This is a genomic window from Johannesbaptistia floridana, assembly GCF_057440575.1.
In genome coordinates, this window is record NZ_JALKVM010000056.1 from 1 (window position 1) to 18,174 (window position 18,174).

Below are 18,174 nucleotides of genomic sequence, written 5' to 3' on the forward strand. Positions count from 1 at the left end.
TACTGGTTGTGGATGAATAATGAGTAATGAGTAATGAGTAATGAGTAATGAGTAAGACGTCTTGAAGTTTTGAAGTCTTGAAGTCTTGGAGTTTTGGAGTAATGAGTTAAAGAATTAATGCTCAACGCTTAAAAATTGGTTGACCGAGTGTAAGATCTTAGGCGAAAGAGAAATGAACTTTTTCTGAGGTTAATTTAGTACATAAGTTCTGGTGCTTTGATATGGGCTTTTTATCACAGTTGTAAACATCTACTTGCGAGCTTGCTATAATTAATCTTTAAAGTTATTTAGAAAAATGATTAAAAAGGTTTATAATAAAAAGTTGGTCTATAAATAGCTGGCTCGTAGCTTTATAGTAACTTTTAGTGACAAACAATTGAATGAGATTATGACTGAATCAGAATCAATCCGCTTTTTGATGTGTTCACCAGCACACTATGATGTTGACTATGTAATTAACCCTTGGATGGAAGGAAACATACATAAGTCCTCCCAATCAAAAGCAGCAGCACAATGGGAAAAACTATACAAAATAATAAAAGAACATGCAATCGTAGATTTGGTAGAGCCACAAAAAGGATGGCCAGATATGGTATTTACCGCCAATGCTGGCTTAGTTTTAGGCAAAGATGTAGTATTGAGTCGTTTTTTCCATCCTGAACGTCAGGGGGAAGAACCCTATTTTAGAGACTGGTTTAAAGAAAATGGCTTCACAGTTTACGAATTACCCCAAGATTTACCCTTTGAAGGAGCAGGAGATGCCCTATTTGACCGCGAAGGCCGCTGGTTATGGGCAGGGTACGGATTTCGTTCAGAATTAGATTCACATCCCTATTTGGCTAAATGGTTAGATACAGAGGTTTTATCCTTACGTTTAGTTGACGAAAGATTTTATCACCTAGATACTTGTTTTTGTCCCCTCACTGGTGGTTATTTACTATATTATCCTCCCGCTTTTGATGGTTATTCTAATCGCTTGATTGAAATGCGTATACCTGAAGAAAAACTGATTCCTATTGAGGAGGCAGATGCAGTTAATTTTTCCTGTAATGCAGTCAATATTAACTCAGTGGTAATTCTTAATCGTGCCAGTGAAGAGTTAAAAAAACGTCTAAGCGCCGTGGGTTTCCAAGTGATTGAAACCCCCCTGACTGAGTTTCTCAAAGCAGGAGGTGCTTCTAAATGTTTAACCCTCAGGGTAACTGAACCAATTTTGGAAGATGTTCACGCCAATATGCCTCTAGAAAGCCGAAGTATTCGTCTAGAAGGCCATCTTCTTGATGCGGGGATTATGAATAGGGCTTTAGATGCAATTGTTGAATCAGGAGGCAGTTTCCAAGTCCTTAATTTTCAATTAGGGGAACAAAGAGCAAGTAAATCTCAAGCTGAAGTGAAAGTGTCTGCACCTTCTCATGAGTTGATGGAAGATATTATGGCTCAACTAATTGATTTGGGTGCTATGGCGCCTCCGGCTGAAACCTGTGATACCAATCTAGAAAAAGTAACTCAACCGGGTGTAGCACCAGATGATTTTTATGTCACAACAATCTATCCCACGGAAGTTCGGGTTAACTGTGAATGGATAAAAGTCACTCATCAACGCATGGATGCCGCAATCGCCGTGGAGAAAAATGGTCAAGGAGTCTCGGCTCGTTGTAAGTTAATCAGAGACCTAGAAGTAGGAGATGAAGTGATTGTCGGTGTCGAAGGCATTAGAACTGCTCGTAAATCAGTAGGAAAAGAATCTAGTGCTAGTCAAGAGTTTAGCTTTATGGGTGCAGGTGTATCTAGTGAGCGCCGTGTAGAATTATTAGTAGAACAAATTGCCTGGGAAATGCGTCATATTCGTGACCAAGGGGGCAAAGTAGTAGTAACAGCAGGTCCTGTGGTTATTCATACCGGAGGTTCACAACATTTGAGTCGCCTCGTTAAAGAAGGCTATGTACAAGCTTTACTCGGAGGTAACGCCATCGCCGTTCACGATATCGAACAATCTCTGATGGGAACTTCCCTCGGTGTAGATATGCAGCGAGGTACTCCTGTAAGTGGTGGTCATCGTCATCACCTTAAGGTAATTAATACTATTCGCCGCTGTGGTGGCATCGCCCAAGCTGTAGAAAAGGGTGTATTGACTCGGGGAATCATGTATGAATGTATCCGCAATCAAGTTCCTTTTTGTTTAGCAGGTTCTATTCGTGATGATGGTCCTTTACCAGAAACAGAGATGGATTTAATTAAAGCCCAAACTGAATACTCTCGTCTGATTGAAGGGGCAGATATGATTCTGATGTTGTCTACAATGCTGCATTCAATTGGTGTAGGCAATATGACCCCCGCTGGAGTAAAAATGGTCTGTGTGGATATTAACCCCTCTGTAGTTACTAAGTTGAGCGATCGCGGTTCCGTGGAATCTGTAGGCATTGTTACCGATGTCGGTTTATTCCTGAGCTTATTAGTTAAACAACTAGATAGTTTAACAAGTCGCTACGATGTCCCCTCAGAAGTATAAAAACCAGAGTAACAGTAAACAACTACTGTTACTCAAAAGAGCAAAAAATTGAGCAATAAACAGCAAAAATGACCATTTCTAGTCCATCTCGCACAATTCGCATAGGTTCGCGCCAAAGTCAACTAGCTTTAGTACAAACTCACTGGGTAAAGGCAGAATTAGAAGCAAAATTTCCTGAAATAACTTTTGAAGTATGTTCTCTTAGTACCCAAGGAGATAAAATTCTCGATGTAGCCCTTGCTAAAATCGGTGATAAGGGTTTATTTACTAAAGAGTTAGAAGTAGGAATGCTGAATCAAGATACAGATTTAGCTGTACATTCTCTCAAAGATTTACCTACTAATTTACCCGAAGGTTTAATGTTAGGGTGTATCACCCAAAGAGTTAACCCGGCTGATGCCTTGGTAGTAAATAGCAAACATCAAGATAAACAGTTGCAATCTCTTCCCCCAGGCGCCGTGATTGGAACCTCCTCCCTACGACGTCTCGCCCAATTACGCCACTATTTCCCTCATCTAGAGTTTAAAGATGTTCGGGGAAATGTTAATACCCGTCTAGCTAAATTGGATGCAGGGGATTATGATGCTATTATTCTGGCTGTAGCTGGATTAGAAAGATTAGAAATGAGCGATCGCATTCATCAGGAGATTCCTCCAGAAATCTCTCTCCACGCCGTAGGACAAGGTGCCTTGGGGATAGAATGCCGTGAGGGGGATACGGAAATACTAAAGGTGATTCGCGCCTTAGAAGATATACCAACGCGCGATCGCTGTTTAGCTGAAAGGTCTTTTTTAAGACAATTAGAGGGAGGCTGTCAAGTACCGATTGGGGTTAATTCTTCTCTAGACGGAGAAGATTTAACTCTGATTGGCATGGTTGCTAGTCTCGATGGACAAAAATTAATCAAAGACCAAATTACCGGGAAAGCTGTAGAAGCAGAAGCAATTGGTATAGAATTAGCTGAAAAACTCCGTAAACAGGGTGCAGGCGAAATTCTAGAGGCAATCTTCCAGGAAATTAACCGTGGTTAACTCCAATTCTTCTACTTATGATCAGATTGTGATAGGTGCCGGGATTACTGGTGCCTGTCTTGCCTACGAATTAGTGAAACTTGGTTTGAGAGTTTTACTGCTAGATAAGGCCCTAGTAACTGAGAGTGCCACCCAATATAGTTATGGAGGTTTAGCTTATTGGTCAGGTACTAATAGTTTTACTAAACAACTATGTAGCGAAGGAATTGAACTGCATCGCCATTTAAGTGCCGAATTAGAATATGATACTCAATTTCGGGACATAGACTTGTTATTAACTATTCCCCCTACTGATAACCCGGAATCCTATCAACAAGAATATCAAAAATTTGCGATCGCACCAGAACTATTAACACCCGAAGCTGCTTGTAAACAAGAACCTCTATTAAACCCCGAAGCCATATCCGGGGTTTTACGTTTACCTCACGCCCAAGTTAATCCCGTAGCCATGATTCAAGCCTATCACCAAGCATTTACTCGCCTGGGGGGAGAATTTAAGGAAGTAGAAGTAGTTAAGTTAGTAAATAGAGGCAACACTATTGAAGGAGTAAACACCGTCGATAGTACTTATTTAGCTGAAAATACCATACTGTGTGCGGGAGCTTTTAGTAATCAACTGTTAGCAACTGCAAATATTCCCTTAGAGATAAGTTACAGCGAGGCACAGGTAATTGTAACCGCTCCCGTAGATATTCCCTTGCAGCATATTATTATGCCCGCTAATTTGCAAAGAATTGAGCTAGAAAAGGTAAAAAGTGGCAGTGTTTTAGATTTAGGCGCTGCACCCTTAACTAATGGGAAATTACTACTTGGTCAAATTAGTCAAGTAGGTAGGGGTGATTGGGGTGATGGAGAAACAAGAATTCGCAGAGAGATGGCCAGTTTACTCCCTAGTTTAGCAAATTTACCCGGTACTCTCCATAGTTGCCTAGTGACTTTTGCTAATCCTCAACGCCCTCCCGTGGGCCCTATTAGCGATTATCAAGGTATTCAGCTTTTTACAGGTTTTACTTCTACCTTTGTTATTGCTCCCGCCTTAGCCCGTCACTATGCCCGTTGGCTGAAAACATGTCAAGATGAAGTTATAAATAGTTTGTTAGATTCACCAACTCCGCCCTAAAAGCCTATCCTTTATAAACATCTTTCTTAACATAAAACTTGACAAAACCCGTTACTTGTGGTAATGTGCTTTTTGAGATTTTGTTTAAGAAAATAATGTATAAAAATATACATTTAATTAGTAAATTCAGTAATTTTACTTAAAATTTCTCCCCCTCTCCCGGAGCTCCCCTGCTCCCCCTCTCCCGGAGCTATACAAGGGTTTGGTGAGTTCATTATAAAGGATAGCCTAAAAGCAGAGGTGTTTTGTTCTCGGGTATAAAATGATGAAATACCAACTCGGAGGAACATTACCTCCAAACAATCCTCAATATGTAGAAAGAAAGGCAGATAATCAACTATTACAAAGTTTAATTAGGGGAGAATTTTGCTATGTTTTTAATTCTCGTCAAACAGGTAAATCTAGTTTACAAGCTCAAGTTAGGAAAAAACTAGAAAACCATGATATTGTCTCTGCTTATATTGATTTAAGTGCCATTGATACCGAAACAACTTTAGAATCTTGGTATCTCACTATCATTGATGAAATTGCTAGTAATTTACTACCGGATTTTGATATCTTTGATTGGTGGGATGAGAGAAAAGAACCCAATATACTAGCCAAGTGTCATCGGTTTTTTGAAGAAATATTACTAGGGCAAATAAACCAAAATATTGTGATTTTTATTGACGAAATTGATATAGTTTTAAGCTTAAATTTCTCCACAGATGATTTTTTTCGCTTGATTCGCTCCTGTTATAATAAACGAGCTGTAAATAGTCAATATCAACGCCTAACTTTCTGTTTATTAGGAGTAACAACCCCTTCTTATTTGATAGATAACAAAGAAAATACCCCTTTTAATATTGGTACGGCGATAGAGTTACAGGGATTTACTTTTTCTGAGGCAGAAAAACCCTTAACTCGGGGTTTGGCAAATAAACTAGATAACCCTTCACAAATACTCAAAGAAATTTTAGCTTGGACTGGAGGACAACCATTTTTAACTGTTAAATTATTACAGTTGTTAAGTGATACCGTAGGGGAAGATAAAAACCCCAATATTGATAACTTTGTTAAAACTCATATTCTAGACAATTGGGAAGCCAAAGACCATCCTCAACACTTAAAAACAATTAAAGATCGCCTATTATATCAAGAAGACTTAGCAGTAAAAATACTAATTACTTATCAAGATATTATTTATAATCAAGTTGAGTATAGTAATAAAGAACAAGCAAAAATTGAGTTAATACTATCAGGGTTAGTAGTCAAAGATAATCAATATTTAGTCATCAATAATAGAATTTATAGCCAGATTTTTAACTTGGAGTGGATTCAAACAGAACTTATTAAAAGACTCTCAGATAAAAAACCAACATGGTATGTAAATAAATTAACTCTTTGGTTACGTTATAATCGCCATAATCAATCAGCGCTTTTGACAACAACAGAATTAATCAAATTTCAACAGTGGACTTCAGACGATAAGCGCCTCAATAAAGAAGATTTAGAATTTTTATATCAATCGATTCAACAAATAGAAAGAAAAACTCAACAAGCTAAGGCAGAAGCTTTAGAAGCTAAGTTAAAAGTCACAGAAGAAAATAAAAGGGCATATAAAATCATAGCTGGTTTGGCAAGTTTTACAGTTTTAACTATTGCTTCAGTTTTTAGCTTTATTAGCTATCAATATCAACAACAGCAACAGCAGTATATAGCAGAAAGACTAGTTAAAACTGCTGAATCAAAATCTGAAGATGATTTAGAATTGAGTATGTTGCTGTATACTAAAGCTTGGCAATATCAACCCTCAATGTTTTTACAACTTCCTTTTTATCAAAGGTTAGCTTTATTAACTCAATATGAGAAACAGATTTTAAACCCTAATAGCAGTAGTTATTGTCAATCTAGTGAGAAAACAATAACTACTCATCCAATCAATAGTCTAGAAAATCCCAGCCTCGGTGTAGCTGCTTTTAGCAATAATCCTCCAGAGTTAGCAACGAGTAGTTTAGATGGTGTAACTAGTATTTGGCGTGGCGAAAAAAACTCTAGTCTCTCTAGTCAATGCTTTTCTCAAATTAATTCTCTTAACCATCATAGTGCCATAAGTGCCCTGACATTTAGTGCTGATAATCAATATATCGCTTTTGCTAATAATCAAGGAAATGTGCAAATCTTTGACCAAGATACAGGTAAGTTGCTTACATCTTCTCAATTGCATCAAACTAGTATTCTGGCTATGGAATTTACTAGTGATGGCAAATATTTAATTACTGGAGATTTAGATGGGGTAGTTAAGGTGTGGGAGATTTCTACTGGTGAAACTTTAACTACCCTTCAACTGGAATCAGGTATTAATGATTTAGCTATTAATCCTGGAGGGGAATTATTGGCGATCGCCTCTAACAGTATTCTTTACTTCGTTTATATTCCAAGCAATAATAACTGGGATAGTTTAACTGAGAAAAGTCTTCAAAAGTTTAATTTAGATTTTTCTATCTTATCTATTGATTTTAGTCCCAATAACCAATATTTAGCGGTGGCGACTGCTGAAAATATGGTTAAACTATGGGCATTAGATAAGCAAAAATTTACTGGTAAAATCTTTAAACACCAAAGTCAAATTAACTTTGTTAAATTTAGTCCTGATAGTAAATATGTACTAGTTGGCACTGATAATAATAGGGCAAAACTTTGGTCAATTCAAACCGGAAATATACTCACTCAAATGTTTCACGAAACACCAGTAATAGAGGGAACATTTGTTAATACTGGAGAAATTGTTACTGTGAGTTGGGATTATACAGTAAAAATCTGGGATAGTCTGTCTAACAAAGGTGTAAAATATCTAAAATCAGCACAAATATGGTCTAATTTAGAATTTTATTTAGATAATAATTACTTAATGACTCAAGAGGAGCAAAATATTCTGAAAATTTGGGATTTAAACACAGCTACTCTAGATAATCAGATTGATCTTGATTTTGGTTTAGATAGTAATATTGATACCATTTATGTAAGTCCCCAAGGTAATTATTTAACAATTGTTAGTAATAACAAAGTTCAAGTTTGGCACAAAAATATAGAGAATCATCAATGGCAGAAAAAATCTGAACTCATACATCCTGATAATGTTCATCAATTAGTTATCAGTAATGATGAAAACTATCTATTTACTCTTGCCGATGATGCTAAATTACGTCGCTGGTATTTGGGGAATTCTCTAAAATTAGAAAATGCTCAAATAATTGGGAAAATGCAGCCAAATAACAGAGTTGTCTATATGCTAGAAAATGACTATTTGATAGTTTTTGATCAAAATAAAGAAGATGACGAGTTGTTATTAATAAAATTATCCAAATTAGGAGAAAATGCAGTTTCAGAAGAACTCTTAAAAGCATTAAATACGGCTAAGGAGTTAAGGGGGGGAGAAAATCAAGAATTTTTAACGACTCTAAGTCAAAAGAATAATCTATGTGTTTGGAGAACATCAAATTTAAGTAAAATCAATTGTAAGCAATTAACTAATAATCAATCTTATCAGTTAGGAAAAGTTAGTACTAAGGGTAATTATCTCCCCATAGTAAGAGAACAAAAAATTCTGGAGATATGGAAACTAGAGAAGATTCAGCGAGAAGTTACGATTAATCACCCTGATCATATCACTAAAGTAAGCTTAAGCCCAGATGGGCGCTATGTAGCTACCCTAACAGTGAAAAATCAGCTACAATTATGGCAAGTGGATCAATGTAAATCAATTATCTCTCATAGTACTTGTCAGCCTTTACTCAATTTTACCCAGTCAGACCCAATTGAAGATATAGTGTTTAGAAGAGATGGTGAGTATGATTATTTGGCGATCGCTCTTCCCCAGGAGTTAATTCAAATACGTTTAAATAATTTAGAAGATTTTCTAGTTAAAGAAGTTTACCCTTTATTAAGCCGTAATGTTACTCTTCAAGAATGGGAAACATATTTAGCAGAATATAAAGCATATAATTCAAAGACTGCTGAATCTTGCCATAACCATTAAGAAATAATTAAGTTACCCATCATGCCCAAATCTTCATGATCGAGGATGTGACAGTGATAAACTGTTTTTCCGGTAAAATCATGAAAAGGTATGCGAATACGAACAGTTTCACCTCTTTTAACTAATACTGTATCTCGCCAAGCAAGTATTGATTCAGGTTGATTATTGCGACTAATAACTTGAAAAGCATTGCCGTGAATATGAAAAGGATGATCCATAACTCCTGTATTAGCTATTTCCCAATCTTCTATAGAATTGAGTTGGACTTCAGTGTTAAGGCGATCGCCTTGATAATATTCACCATTGATCAGAAAAGCTATACCGATCCCCGGACTCATACCATGATTTAATTCAAAGCGTCTTACTGTTTGGGGTTCTTGTAATCTAGATATAGAAGCTAACTTAGTGGGGAAAGCTAGAGAATCAACAGCAGGTTCATAATTGATAGTTGCCAAACTTATCAACTCATCATTGTTATTTTCACCTCTCATACCTCTACCCCTCATGCCTCCACCCCTCATACCTCCACCCATCATACCCATACTGCCTCGGTTGTAGGGTAAATTGAGTAAGCGATACTGTCCTTCTGGTTTTTCAGTTTTCACTAAAACATCGGCTCGTTGTCCTGGTGTCAGGAGTAATTCATTTAGTTCGATTGGTTGATTTAAACTATGACCATCGGTAGCGATTTGATAAAAAGAATGGTCTTCTAGAACTAATCTATAAAAACGAGAAGGAGAAGCGTTGAGAATCCTTAAGCGAAGTAATTTGCTTTTGCCTAGATTAATACTGGGGTTAAGTTTACCATTAACTGTGATTAAATCACCTTCTCGTCCCATCATTAGAGACATATTTGCTGAGTTTGACAGCCTACCATCATTGTCAAGAGAAAAGTCTTGCAGGACAATAAATTCTTCTTGGGCTGATTTTAGTTCAGGAATCTCATCGAACTCATCTCGTACTATAAATAATCCCGCTAAACCTCCAAATAACTGTTCTGCCACCAAGCCATGTAAGTGAGGGTGATACCAAAATGTACCAGAGGGATGATTATCTGGGATAGTAAATTCATAGGTAAATTTTCTACCTGGTTCTATTTTCAGAAAAACATTATCCCCATTACCTGTAATTGGTATATGTAAGCCATGATAATGAATATTCGTAGGCTGATTGAGATTATTAGTAAAGTGAATGCGAACTTTTTCTCCTGGTTTTACTTCTAAACGAGGACCAGGTATTTGCCTGTTATAAGTCAACAGGTATCCTTGTTGCTTCTCTAAATCTACTAGACTCTCACTTGCTTCTAAATCTAATTCTAGTAACCCATTACTGCTTTGATATAAAGGTAGAGTCTCAGATGTTGCTAAGGTTGCCCCTTGATTAGAAAGATTTTGAGACAACCAATTATCAATCAGAGTTATTCCTACACCTACAGCACCTATGGTTATAAACTGACGACGGTTGAATTTAACCATAACTTATTCTGCTAGAAAACCTCTAGAATTTAATAGGATTGATATTCTCTAAATACTTCGATTTCTCCTTGGTCATTGAATACCAATACTTGAAATGGTTGTTTGATATCTCTAGCCTCCATTCCTGGTGTTCCTATTGGCATTCCTGGTACAGCTAAACCTGCCATTTCTGGTTGATTTGTTAAGAAACGTTTAATATCATCAGCAGGAATGTGTCCTTCCATCACATAACCATCAATAATAATTGTGTGACAAGAGTATAGTTCTGGTGGAATATTATATTTTTGTTTGATAGCTTCCATATCGTTAGTTTGAATATCTTCGATGTTGAAGCCATGTTTCTTAGCATGTTCTATCCAGGCACCGCAGCAACCACAAGAAGGACTACGATATACAGTCATATTAGTTTCTCCTGAATAATTTTCTTCGGTTTCTTGGTCCCAAACACTCACGAGACTAGCTAATTCCTGATGATTATTAGAGACTGACAAGTCATTGCTAATTATCAGATTATTTGCACTAGAAGCAGAACTTAAGTAAAAAGACCCAATTACTGTAGCAGTTAGCGCCCCTGAAGCAATAATTATTTTGGATAGAAGTTTTGACATGATTATTTGAACAAATAATTAATTTTTTTATCTTATTCTAATATTGTAAACTCTACAGTTCACTAGAGAGTCAAGGGGGAGCTTCGGGAGAGGGGGAGCTTCGGGAGCACCGGGAGCACCGGGAGCAGTATGAGTAGGGTGTGTTAGGGCGAAGCCCGTAACGCACCAAACATGAGTAATGAGTAATGAGTTTGAAGTCTTGAAGTTTTGAAGCAGCATTAGTAGGGTGTGTTAGGGCGAAGCCCGTAACGCACCAAATTATGTCAGGATTTCCTGACAAGATCAAGTCCGTTTAATTTATGACAATACATTATTTTAATTGTAGTATTACTATTTCATTGAGATTCTGGTATAACTGAGTTATACGCGCACTCGCCAAAGGCGAGATCTCTTCGAGATCGTTAATAAAATTAGTTTTATTTATTTTAAATCTTTCAAGTAAACTTAATTTTCAATTTTTCTCAGGAGCCAAAGTTAATAAACTAAAGTTTTCCATCTACTGACATTGAGAAAATTATTAGGTAAACTAGTAATGCTAATATTATTTGTTAAAAAGACGTAAAATGTCAAGAAAGTATAGAATCAGGAAAATCTCTAGATTATTTTTTGGAGAAGAGAATACTCAATTTATAGAGTTTGACTGGAAAAATAAACCGCAACGTCAAGAATTAGTCAATTCTTTAATACAAAAATATAACTATCAAAATTATTTGGAGATAGGTTGCGCTGCTAACACGCTGTTTAACAAGGTTATTGCTCCAAACAAAGTGGGAGTAGATCCTGCCAACGGAGGAACTATTAGAAAAACATCTGATCAGTTTTTTGCATCTAATAATGAAAAATTTGATCTAATTTTTATAGATGGCTTGCACGAATATGCTCAAGTTAAAAAAGATATTTTAAACAGTATCAAATCACTAAACGAAAATGGTACAATATTGCTACACGATTGTTTGCCAAGAGATATAGGTATGCAGGCTGTACCAAGAGAGCAAAAAATATGGACTGGTGATGTGTGGAAAGCTATAGTAGAAGCAAGAACTTATCCTAATATTGATACGGCAACATGTTTAATTGATCAAGGTATTGGTGTTATTAGAATAAGACCAAATTCCGACCTTTTGGACTTAGGGAAAAATGTAAATTTTGCTCGGTTAAGATTTTTTGACTATTTTAAAAACTATGTCAAGTGGATGAGAACTATAGAATATGAAAATATATATTCTTTTATCTCAGATTCTGTAGCTTGAAGAAATTGGGTCTTGCGTATTTAGTATGCCTCAAGAAAATAGAGAAATAGAGGTCTCCAGGCAATGATGGAGAGAAAACTCTACCCACGTCCGGTTTCTAGGGCCAGGGCTGTTTCATTCTAAAATTTTACTAAAGTTGTAAGCCTTTGATAGTAAGACTTTGAACTGTTTTTTCTTCTGAAAAATAAATAAAGAAATTATTATTAAGAAAAAAATGTAGAATACTTGAGAAGAAGAGATTATAGTTAGCAAGCTTTAACTTGTTCTTCTGGTGGCATCTGAGACATAATTATCTGACCTCGCTTTTTTCTTTATTCTATTTTCCCAGAACTTTATCTTTTATTGTCTATTATTGGCGACCTGCCGAAGGCAGATCTGGGGAAGCCAGTGCGCCCACTAATTCTTTGATTAGCGAGCGCCCGCTAAAATGAAACTCCATCTCTAAAATAAGTATTTATGCTTATGTCTAACTGGGATGCACCCCAATCAGTTTTTTCATATAGAAAAAGATTTCCACCGGTAAAATTATACTCTTTGAGCAATTTTAACTTGAAAGTAAGTGGCCAAAAAAACCTAACACCTGCTAACCTATTCAACAAAAGTTGTCACCTTCAAGAGATTTTATCCCTAAATTAAAATTTGACATACCACTAGTCCTTTTTTGACTTTTGTATGAATTAGAGAAATGTACTGCTCGAAGATGTGAAGTTAGCTAATTTAGAAGTTGTCACACCTCGAAATCAAGTAGGAAAAAATTTTTCCTGAGCGGCTTTTAATTTAACTCGAAGATACTTGGAACTCCAGTACAACTGTTTTTGTAAATAGGGCAAGTTATACCAATGATAGTAAGCTGGGATAGCCACTAGCTGCAAAAAATCTTGCCAGTACTGTAATATTTTCTCATCACTCACTTCTTGAGCACGTTTTTGCCCGTTTTCTACCATAGCCTGGCGAAATTGAGGTTCATCTCGTAAGCGAATCAAAGCGGCAACAGTTTCAGCTAAAGAATTAACTTCTAGGTAATCTAAACAACTTTGGCGTTGTTCTTGAAAGGCAGGTTCTGGACCTAAAATAGCTGGAACCCCTGCCTTCCAAGCATTAAACAGTTTGGTAGGTGGTTTCCATGATCCGTAACTGTTTTCGCCAAATTTACGTATTGCTACAATTACATCTACATCGCTAAAATCATTCCACTGAGAACGATTTTTGAATACCCAAGTCATACCCAAACTCTTTAGTTTTTCTTTCCAAGCAGGATCTAATAAATCAGAGGCGATATTACCCCCTGTACCAAAAAAAGCGACTCTTTCTAAGCGATCGCCCCTGCTGCTATCTCTCTTAATTAAACCAGGCTGAGGCCAATGAGGAATATAATAACTTTGCTTAATTCGCTTAGTTTCCTCCTGGTTTTGGACTACGTGTAAGTGAGCATAAGGTCTAAGAGGCTTATCAGCTTTCAAGCAAACTACCAATAATTCGTTCCCAGCTCGAAAGTTAAATGGTAAACTATTTCGATGTATAATCATAATTCCTTTTTTGGGAAACTCTCCGACCAACTCACAAGGAAAAGCGACTTGCCTGAGTTGTAAATAGGTTTGCAAAATCCAACAATATTCTCCATCACCTATATTATTTTCAGCCAGGTGAGGTAGATATTGCGAAGGACTATCAGGAAGATGGTTACTTAACCACTCAAAATTAGAAATGTAAAAAAAAATAGGCGGAGTCTGACTATTCATAAGTTTCTATAAATCATTAGAGATAATCTACCTAGTCGATGTAGTTAGCTGTGCTGTCATATAATCTATTTAGCATCTTAGCTCAAAAAACGGTTATGTAGCCAAAACTTTACCACATAATTTAGAATAATATAAAAAATATAATTTAGCGAGCAGAAACACTAATTCTCAAAATTAAGGCTCGTAGTTGAAATCTATTTGGGGCTAAAAACAGGTTTTCTTCACCTGTTTATTTTTTACTAAGCTGAAAAATCCCTTTCTCCCCTTGCTTGTTTATCAATAATAAAAATAGTATTTGTATTTAAATTTTTGAGGATTTTGTCTGCCAAAAATTCTTTGATTTGTGAATGAGAAGAAGCATTCCCCCTCTCAAATCTTGCATCTATACTTGATGTTACTGATGGTGGATGAATAATGAGTAATGAGTAATGAGTTAAAGAATTGATCCTAACCCCTTAAACTCAGACCCTCGCATCTTTACCCAAAGTTACTCATGTTTGGTGCGTTACGGGCTTCGCCCTAACACTACTAATACTGGGAACGCGCACCAAGCTTTTGACCAATGCTTCTCCCCTGCTCCCCCGCTCCCCCGCTCCCCCTCTCCCTTCTCCCCCCCTCACAGGGGTAGGTTTTTTACAATAGCATTCTGGTGGAGGTGAGACAGGGGGACAAGGAAGGAAAGTAGACAAGGAAGAAAGAAGGAAATCGTGCAGATTAAGAGCTATTCACGGCAAAAGATGATTGTGGAAATAAACCATTTAAAGAGATACCTTTGTCACAAAGTAAATCGGCGATAATGTTGATTAGTCCTTGTAGAAAAAAAGAAATATTTCGATTAGTTTTCTTCAACTCCGATTTTGGCTGAATTTCATCATCAGTAGTAATTGCTTTATCTTTCAAGTTTTCTCGTAGGTGTCGCTGTTCGTCACTACCCATTGTTACTACCCATAAAGTAGCCACTGCCATAGCTAACCATAATCTTTCCGCTCTGGCAGGTTCTCTCAATCGGGTTTTATGCCACTGCCATCCGTCACTTTTAACATCTCGATAGCTTGATTCAATCCAAGAGCGAAAACCATACCATAAAGCATTACTTTGTTTTGGTTCTAAATCAGTAACAATTAACCAAGGATCTTGATAACCTTTGTTCCATCTTGCCAATAAAGTACAATCCAGGGGATTGCTGCGAAAACAAGTAACATTACCTGACCTACTCCCAACTGTTTTTTCCACTACTGTATCTAAACATCTCCATTCTTGTTCTCCGGCGATTTGATAAGTTCCTTGATGATTTATTCTCTCCGAAAGGATGCCAATTCAAAGTGCAAATTTCTTTAAACAGCCAATCGGCATACAATCCTCTATCTGCCGAAACGATAACCTGCCAATCAGGAGGTACTGTATCTTTTAATGATTCAAACAGATGAAGCCAATGAGGTTTCCACGAGCCTTTCTCTGTACCTTTAACTATTTTCCAAGCAACTGGAATACCACAACCTTGATAGAGAACATGAAGAGACAACACCGTAAAATTCTGACCAACCGACGTTGCATCTATTGCTAATGGCAGCCACTTTTCCTCACTATTCCATAAACTTAAAATCCATGAGAGTAAAGGTGCAAAGCATTTATCGACATCTACTTCTTTCCTTTTTTTTCCCTTCTTTGCCTTACTATCCTGATACCATTCTTTGAGTCTTTTGGTTCTACAGACTCAATTATGCTAAAAACAAGGTTTAAATAGATACGACTGAGACAGGGCAAGTAATGCAGCTCAAAAAATTCATCAAAAACTTAAATTCTTGCCCTGTCTCAGTTTTTGAAGATTTAGCATAGTTCACTCGGTAGAACCGAAAATAACATACTCAGATAATGCTTGATGAATGCTCATTTGCAGACGTTGAGATATTTCTAAATAATTAGGAATAGGTAAACGCAAAACAGTATTTTCTAAACTTTCGCGAATAACAGGATAATGATGGTATTTTTTGATTAACTGTGGGTCTTCAAATAGTACTTTACGAGTTGGTATATAACCTTGGTTAGCAAACAAACGCATTGAAGAAGTATTAGTAAAAAACTGAATAGCTTGCCAAGCTTCTTCGGGATATTTTGTCTTATTGGCAATACCTAATCCCCAACCGCCTTGACAATTCCAACTTTGAGAAGAATCAGTTACAGCAGGAATAGCCACTACCCCTACTTTGCCACGCACTTTAGAATCTTCTCCATTAATAATTTCCCAGGCTGCGGCCCAATTACGTAAAAAAGCGGCCCTACCTTCTTTAAATTTATCACGACTATCAAATTCTTTGTCAGAAAGTACCGAAGGGGGAGAGACTTGATGGGTTTTAATTAAGCTTCCTAGAAAATCAATCGCCTTTTTTGCTTCTGGTTGATTTAACAGTTTATCAATATTATCATCATTCCAAGAACCGCCAAAACCTCTAAGAATTTCGACAAACATAGTTACTAATCCTTCGTATTCTCTTCCCTGCCAAAGATAACCTTGTTCTACTAATCCTCTACTTTTGAGAGTTTGAGCAATTTCAATTAACTCATCAAAAGAATGAGGGGGTTTAGCGCCAATTTTATCTAATAAATCTTGACGATAGTAAAGGAGACTTACATCAGAAACTAAGGGTAAGCGATAGAGTTTTCCCTGATAGAAGCCTGCGCCAATATCTGTTTCTAAAAACTCCTCTAAGAATTTTTCTTCTTGAGTTATCTCTTCCCCTAAGTTTAAATCCGAGGCTTGGGTATGAAGGTTGTCGGTGGTCAATTTTGGATCAAAAGAACTTAAATCTTTTAGCCATTTGTTTTCAGCAAATTGAGCTGTCCAAATAATATCGAGATAGACTAAGTCATATTCAGGCTCTTTTTTTTGGAAGTCACTTAAATATATTTCGGCTAATTCATTAGAACTATTTGGTCCTAATGATAGATTAATTTTGATTTTTGGATAATCTTTTTCAAAGTTATCAATCAAACTTTGCCATATTTTTTCTTCTTGTTTGGGTATTAACAAGGTTAAATTGGCTTGGTTATTTACTGGGTTTATCCAGGGATTTTCTAAACTAGTAAATAAAATTAATCCTAAACTTAATAAAAAGCAAAATAAGTAGACAATCAGTTTTTTCATAGAAATAACCTAAGAGATTAGCAAAATATGAGATTTTAAGATATGATAATAGTTGACGGTTTTCCTTGAATTTAATATGTTAAAAAAGCTTATTAGAAATGTTTTAGAGTCACAGGGATATTTTATCTATAATATACAAAACTTGCCCTTTGGTTGTGATCACAAAGAAGATATCATCAGAATCTCCCCAAGGTTAAATGTAAGTACAATTTTTGATGTTGGTGCCAATATCGGAGCGATGACTCTTGCCTATAGAAAGAGATTTCCCCAGGCAAAATTATACTCTTTTGAGCCAGTTAATGAAACTTTTATTAAATTAAAAGACGCAACTAAAAATGATGCCAATATTAACTGCTATAATATGGCTTTAGCTGCTCAAAACGGAATATCATTTATAAGTGTTGGCAATAAGTCAGGTCAAAACTCTCTAGTAGTTAAGCAACAAGGTGAAACTGAGTCACAAGCAGTGAAGCTTATCACTCTTGATGACTTTATTAACTTTCTAAAATCGAACGTAGCCAAGACTTAAAACTTTCTACCTTAAGAGAGTTTGTGGAAGATGGTTTAGGGGGCCAATTGCAGCTTATTGTCAAATTCCCAGGCCAATATGACATTGAAATCTCCAATTTAGGGAAAGACTAATTCTCAAAATTAAGGCTCGTAGTTGAAATCTATTTGGGGCTAAAAACAGGTTTTCTTCACCTGTTTATTTTTTACTAAGCTTAAAAATTCCTTTCTCCCCTTGCTTGTTTATCAATAATAAAAATAGTATTTTTATTTTATTGTAAAATACAAAAAAATAGGCGATCGCACTATTTATTCTGCATTTAAATTTTTGAGGATTTTGTCTGCCAAAAATTCTTTGATTTGTGAATGAGAAGAAGCATTACCCTTGAGATAGCACCTAGTTTACGTACTTTTTCTCTAATTCTCTAGGTTTCAGGGAAGAGAAATTGTTTCTTCAATTGCTTCTTTAGATAGTTCTCGACGAATATTAGCTAAACGAACTTCACAAATTAGTTTAATTGCATTTTTTAAGCTTTCTTTGGCTTCTTCAACTGTTTCTCCTTGACCATTGGCACCAGGTATTTCAGGACAAATTGCCCAAAATCCTCCCTCTGTTGCTGCTTCAATAATTGCAGTAAACTCTGCTTTCATGAAAATCTCCTTAAATATTGTATAAATTATCATAACTGATGTTAGGCAAAAATAAAATTAATTGTTGATTTCAAAGTATTATATAGCGTTTTTTAGTCTACTGAGGTACACAGGTTAACCCCAC

At 36.3% G+C, this 18,174-nt stretch carries 13 protein-coding genes; 6 read left to right on the plus strand and 7 right to left on the minus strand.

Annotated features, from left to right (window positions below):
• The first annotated feature begins 388 nt into the window (after positions 1-388).
• The 4 genes from argZ to MW688_RS04095 all read left to right on the plus strand — a co-directional run bounded on the left by argZ (position 389) and on the right by MW688_RS04095 (position 8,678).
• Complete coding sequence (argZ, locus tag MW688_RS04080) at positions 389-2,509, plus strand: bifunctional arginine dihydrolase/ornithine cyclodeaminase (protein ID WP_486734642.1); 2,121 nt, start codon at positions 389-391, stop codon at positions 2,507-2,509.
• A 68-nt stretch (positions 2,510-2,577) separates the two neighbouring features.
• On the plus strand, positions 2,578-3,540 hold the full coding sequence (gene hemC / locus MW688_RS04085) for a hydroxymethylbilane synthase (RefSeq protein WP_486734643.1): 963 nt from the start codon (positions 2,578-2,580) through the stop codon (positions 3,538-3,540).
• Entirely contained in the window at positions 3,533-4,660 is a 1,128-nt protein-coding gene (locus MW688_RS04090; protein WP_486734644.1) for an NAD(P)/FAD-dependent oxidoreductase, read from the plus strand. The genes hemC and MW688_RS04090 overlap by 8 nt, the downstream gene beginning before the upstream one ends.
• A gap of 262 nt (positions 4,661-4,922) precedes the next feature.
• Complete coding sequence (locus MW688_RS04095; protein WP_486734645.1) at positions 4,923-8,678, plus strand: AAA-like domain-containing protein; 3,756 nt, start codon at positions 4,923-4,925, stop codon at positions 8,676-8,678.
• Here the strand turns inward: MW688_RS04095 and MW688_RS04100 are convergent.
• Positions 8,675-10,153, minus strand: coding sequence for a multicopper oxidase family protein (locus tag MW688_RS04100; RefSeq protein ID WP_486734646.1), 1,479 nt, complete (start codon positions 10,151-10,153; stop codon positions 8,675-8,677). The genes MW688_RS04095 and MW688_RS04100 overlap by 4 nt on opposite strands.
• 29 nt (positions 10,154-10,182) lie before the next feature.
• Entirely contained in the window at positions 10,183-10,761 is a 579-nt protein-coding gene (locus MW688_RS04105) for a DUF411 domain-containing protein (protein ID WP_486734647.1), read from the minus strand.
• Between the two features lie 563 nt (positions 10,762-11,324).
• On the opposite strand from MW688_RS04105, the gene MW688_RS04110 reads away from it, so the two are divergent.
• Positions 11,325-12,011, plus strand: coding sequence for a class I SAM-dependent methyltransferase (locus tag MW688_RS04110; RefSeq protein ID WP_486734648.1), 687 nt, complete (start codon positions 11,325-11,327; stop codon positions 12,009-12,011).
• A gap of 740 nt (positions 12,012-12,751) precedes the next feature.
• Here the strand turns inward: MW688_RS04110 and MW688_RS04115 are convergent.
• The 4 genes from MW688_RS04115 to MW688_RS04130 all read right to left on the minus strand — a co-directional run bounded on the left by MW688_RS04115 (position 12,752) and on the right by MW688_RS04130 (position 16,892).
• Positions 12,752-13,750: a glycosyltransferase gene (locus MW688_RS04115; protein ID WP_486734649.1), complete on the minus strand. Its 999-nt coding sequence runs from the start codon at positions 13,748-13,750 to the stop codon at positions 12,752-12,754.
• Between the two features lie 714 nt (positions 13,751-14,464).
• Positions 14,465-14,983 (minus strand): hypothetical protein, encoded by a 519-nt coding sequence (locus tag MW688_RS04120; protein WP_486734650.1) that lies wholly within the window; start codon positions 14,981-14,983, stop codon positions 14,465-14,467.
• Positions 14,961-15,272 carry a hypothetical protein gene (locus MW688_RS04125; protein WP_486734651.1) on the minus strand — a complete coding sequence of 104 codons (312 nt, stop codon included), beginning with the start codon at positions 15,270-15,272 and terminating at the stop codon, positions 14,961-14,963. Before MW688_RS04125 ends, MW688_RS04120 begins: the two co-directional genes overlap by 23 nt.
• A 315-nt stretch (positions 15,273-15,587) precedes the next feature.
• Positions 15,588-16,892 carry an ABC transporter substrate-binding protein gene (locus MW688_RS04130; RefSeq protein WP_486734652.1) on the minus strand — a complete coding sequence of 435 codons (1,305 nt, stop codon included), beginning with the start codon at positions 16,890-16,892 and terminating at the stop codon, positions 15,588-15,590.
• A 76-nt stretch (positions 16,893-16,968) separates the two neighbouring features.
• Here MW688_RS04130 and MW688_RS04135 point away from each other — a divergent pair, with 76 nt between their 5' ends.
• The gene (locus MW688_RS04135) at positions 16,969-17,421 is read left to right on the plus strand and encodes an FkbM family methyltransferase (protein WP_486734653.1); all 453 of its coding nucleotides are present in this window, start codon (positions 16,969-16,971) and stop codon (positions 17,419-17,421) included.
• Positions 17,422-17,831: 410 nt separating this feature from the next.
• On the opposite strand, the gene MW688_RS04140 is transcribed toward MW688_RS04135, so the two are convergent.
• A complete protein-coding gene (locus MW688_RS04140) occupies positions 17,832-18,050 on the minus strand; it encodes a type II toxin-antitoxin system HicB family antitoxin (protein ID WP_486734654.1) in 219 nt (72 codons plus the stop codon).
• Positions 18,051-18,174 lie beyond the last annotated feature (124 nt).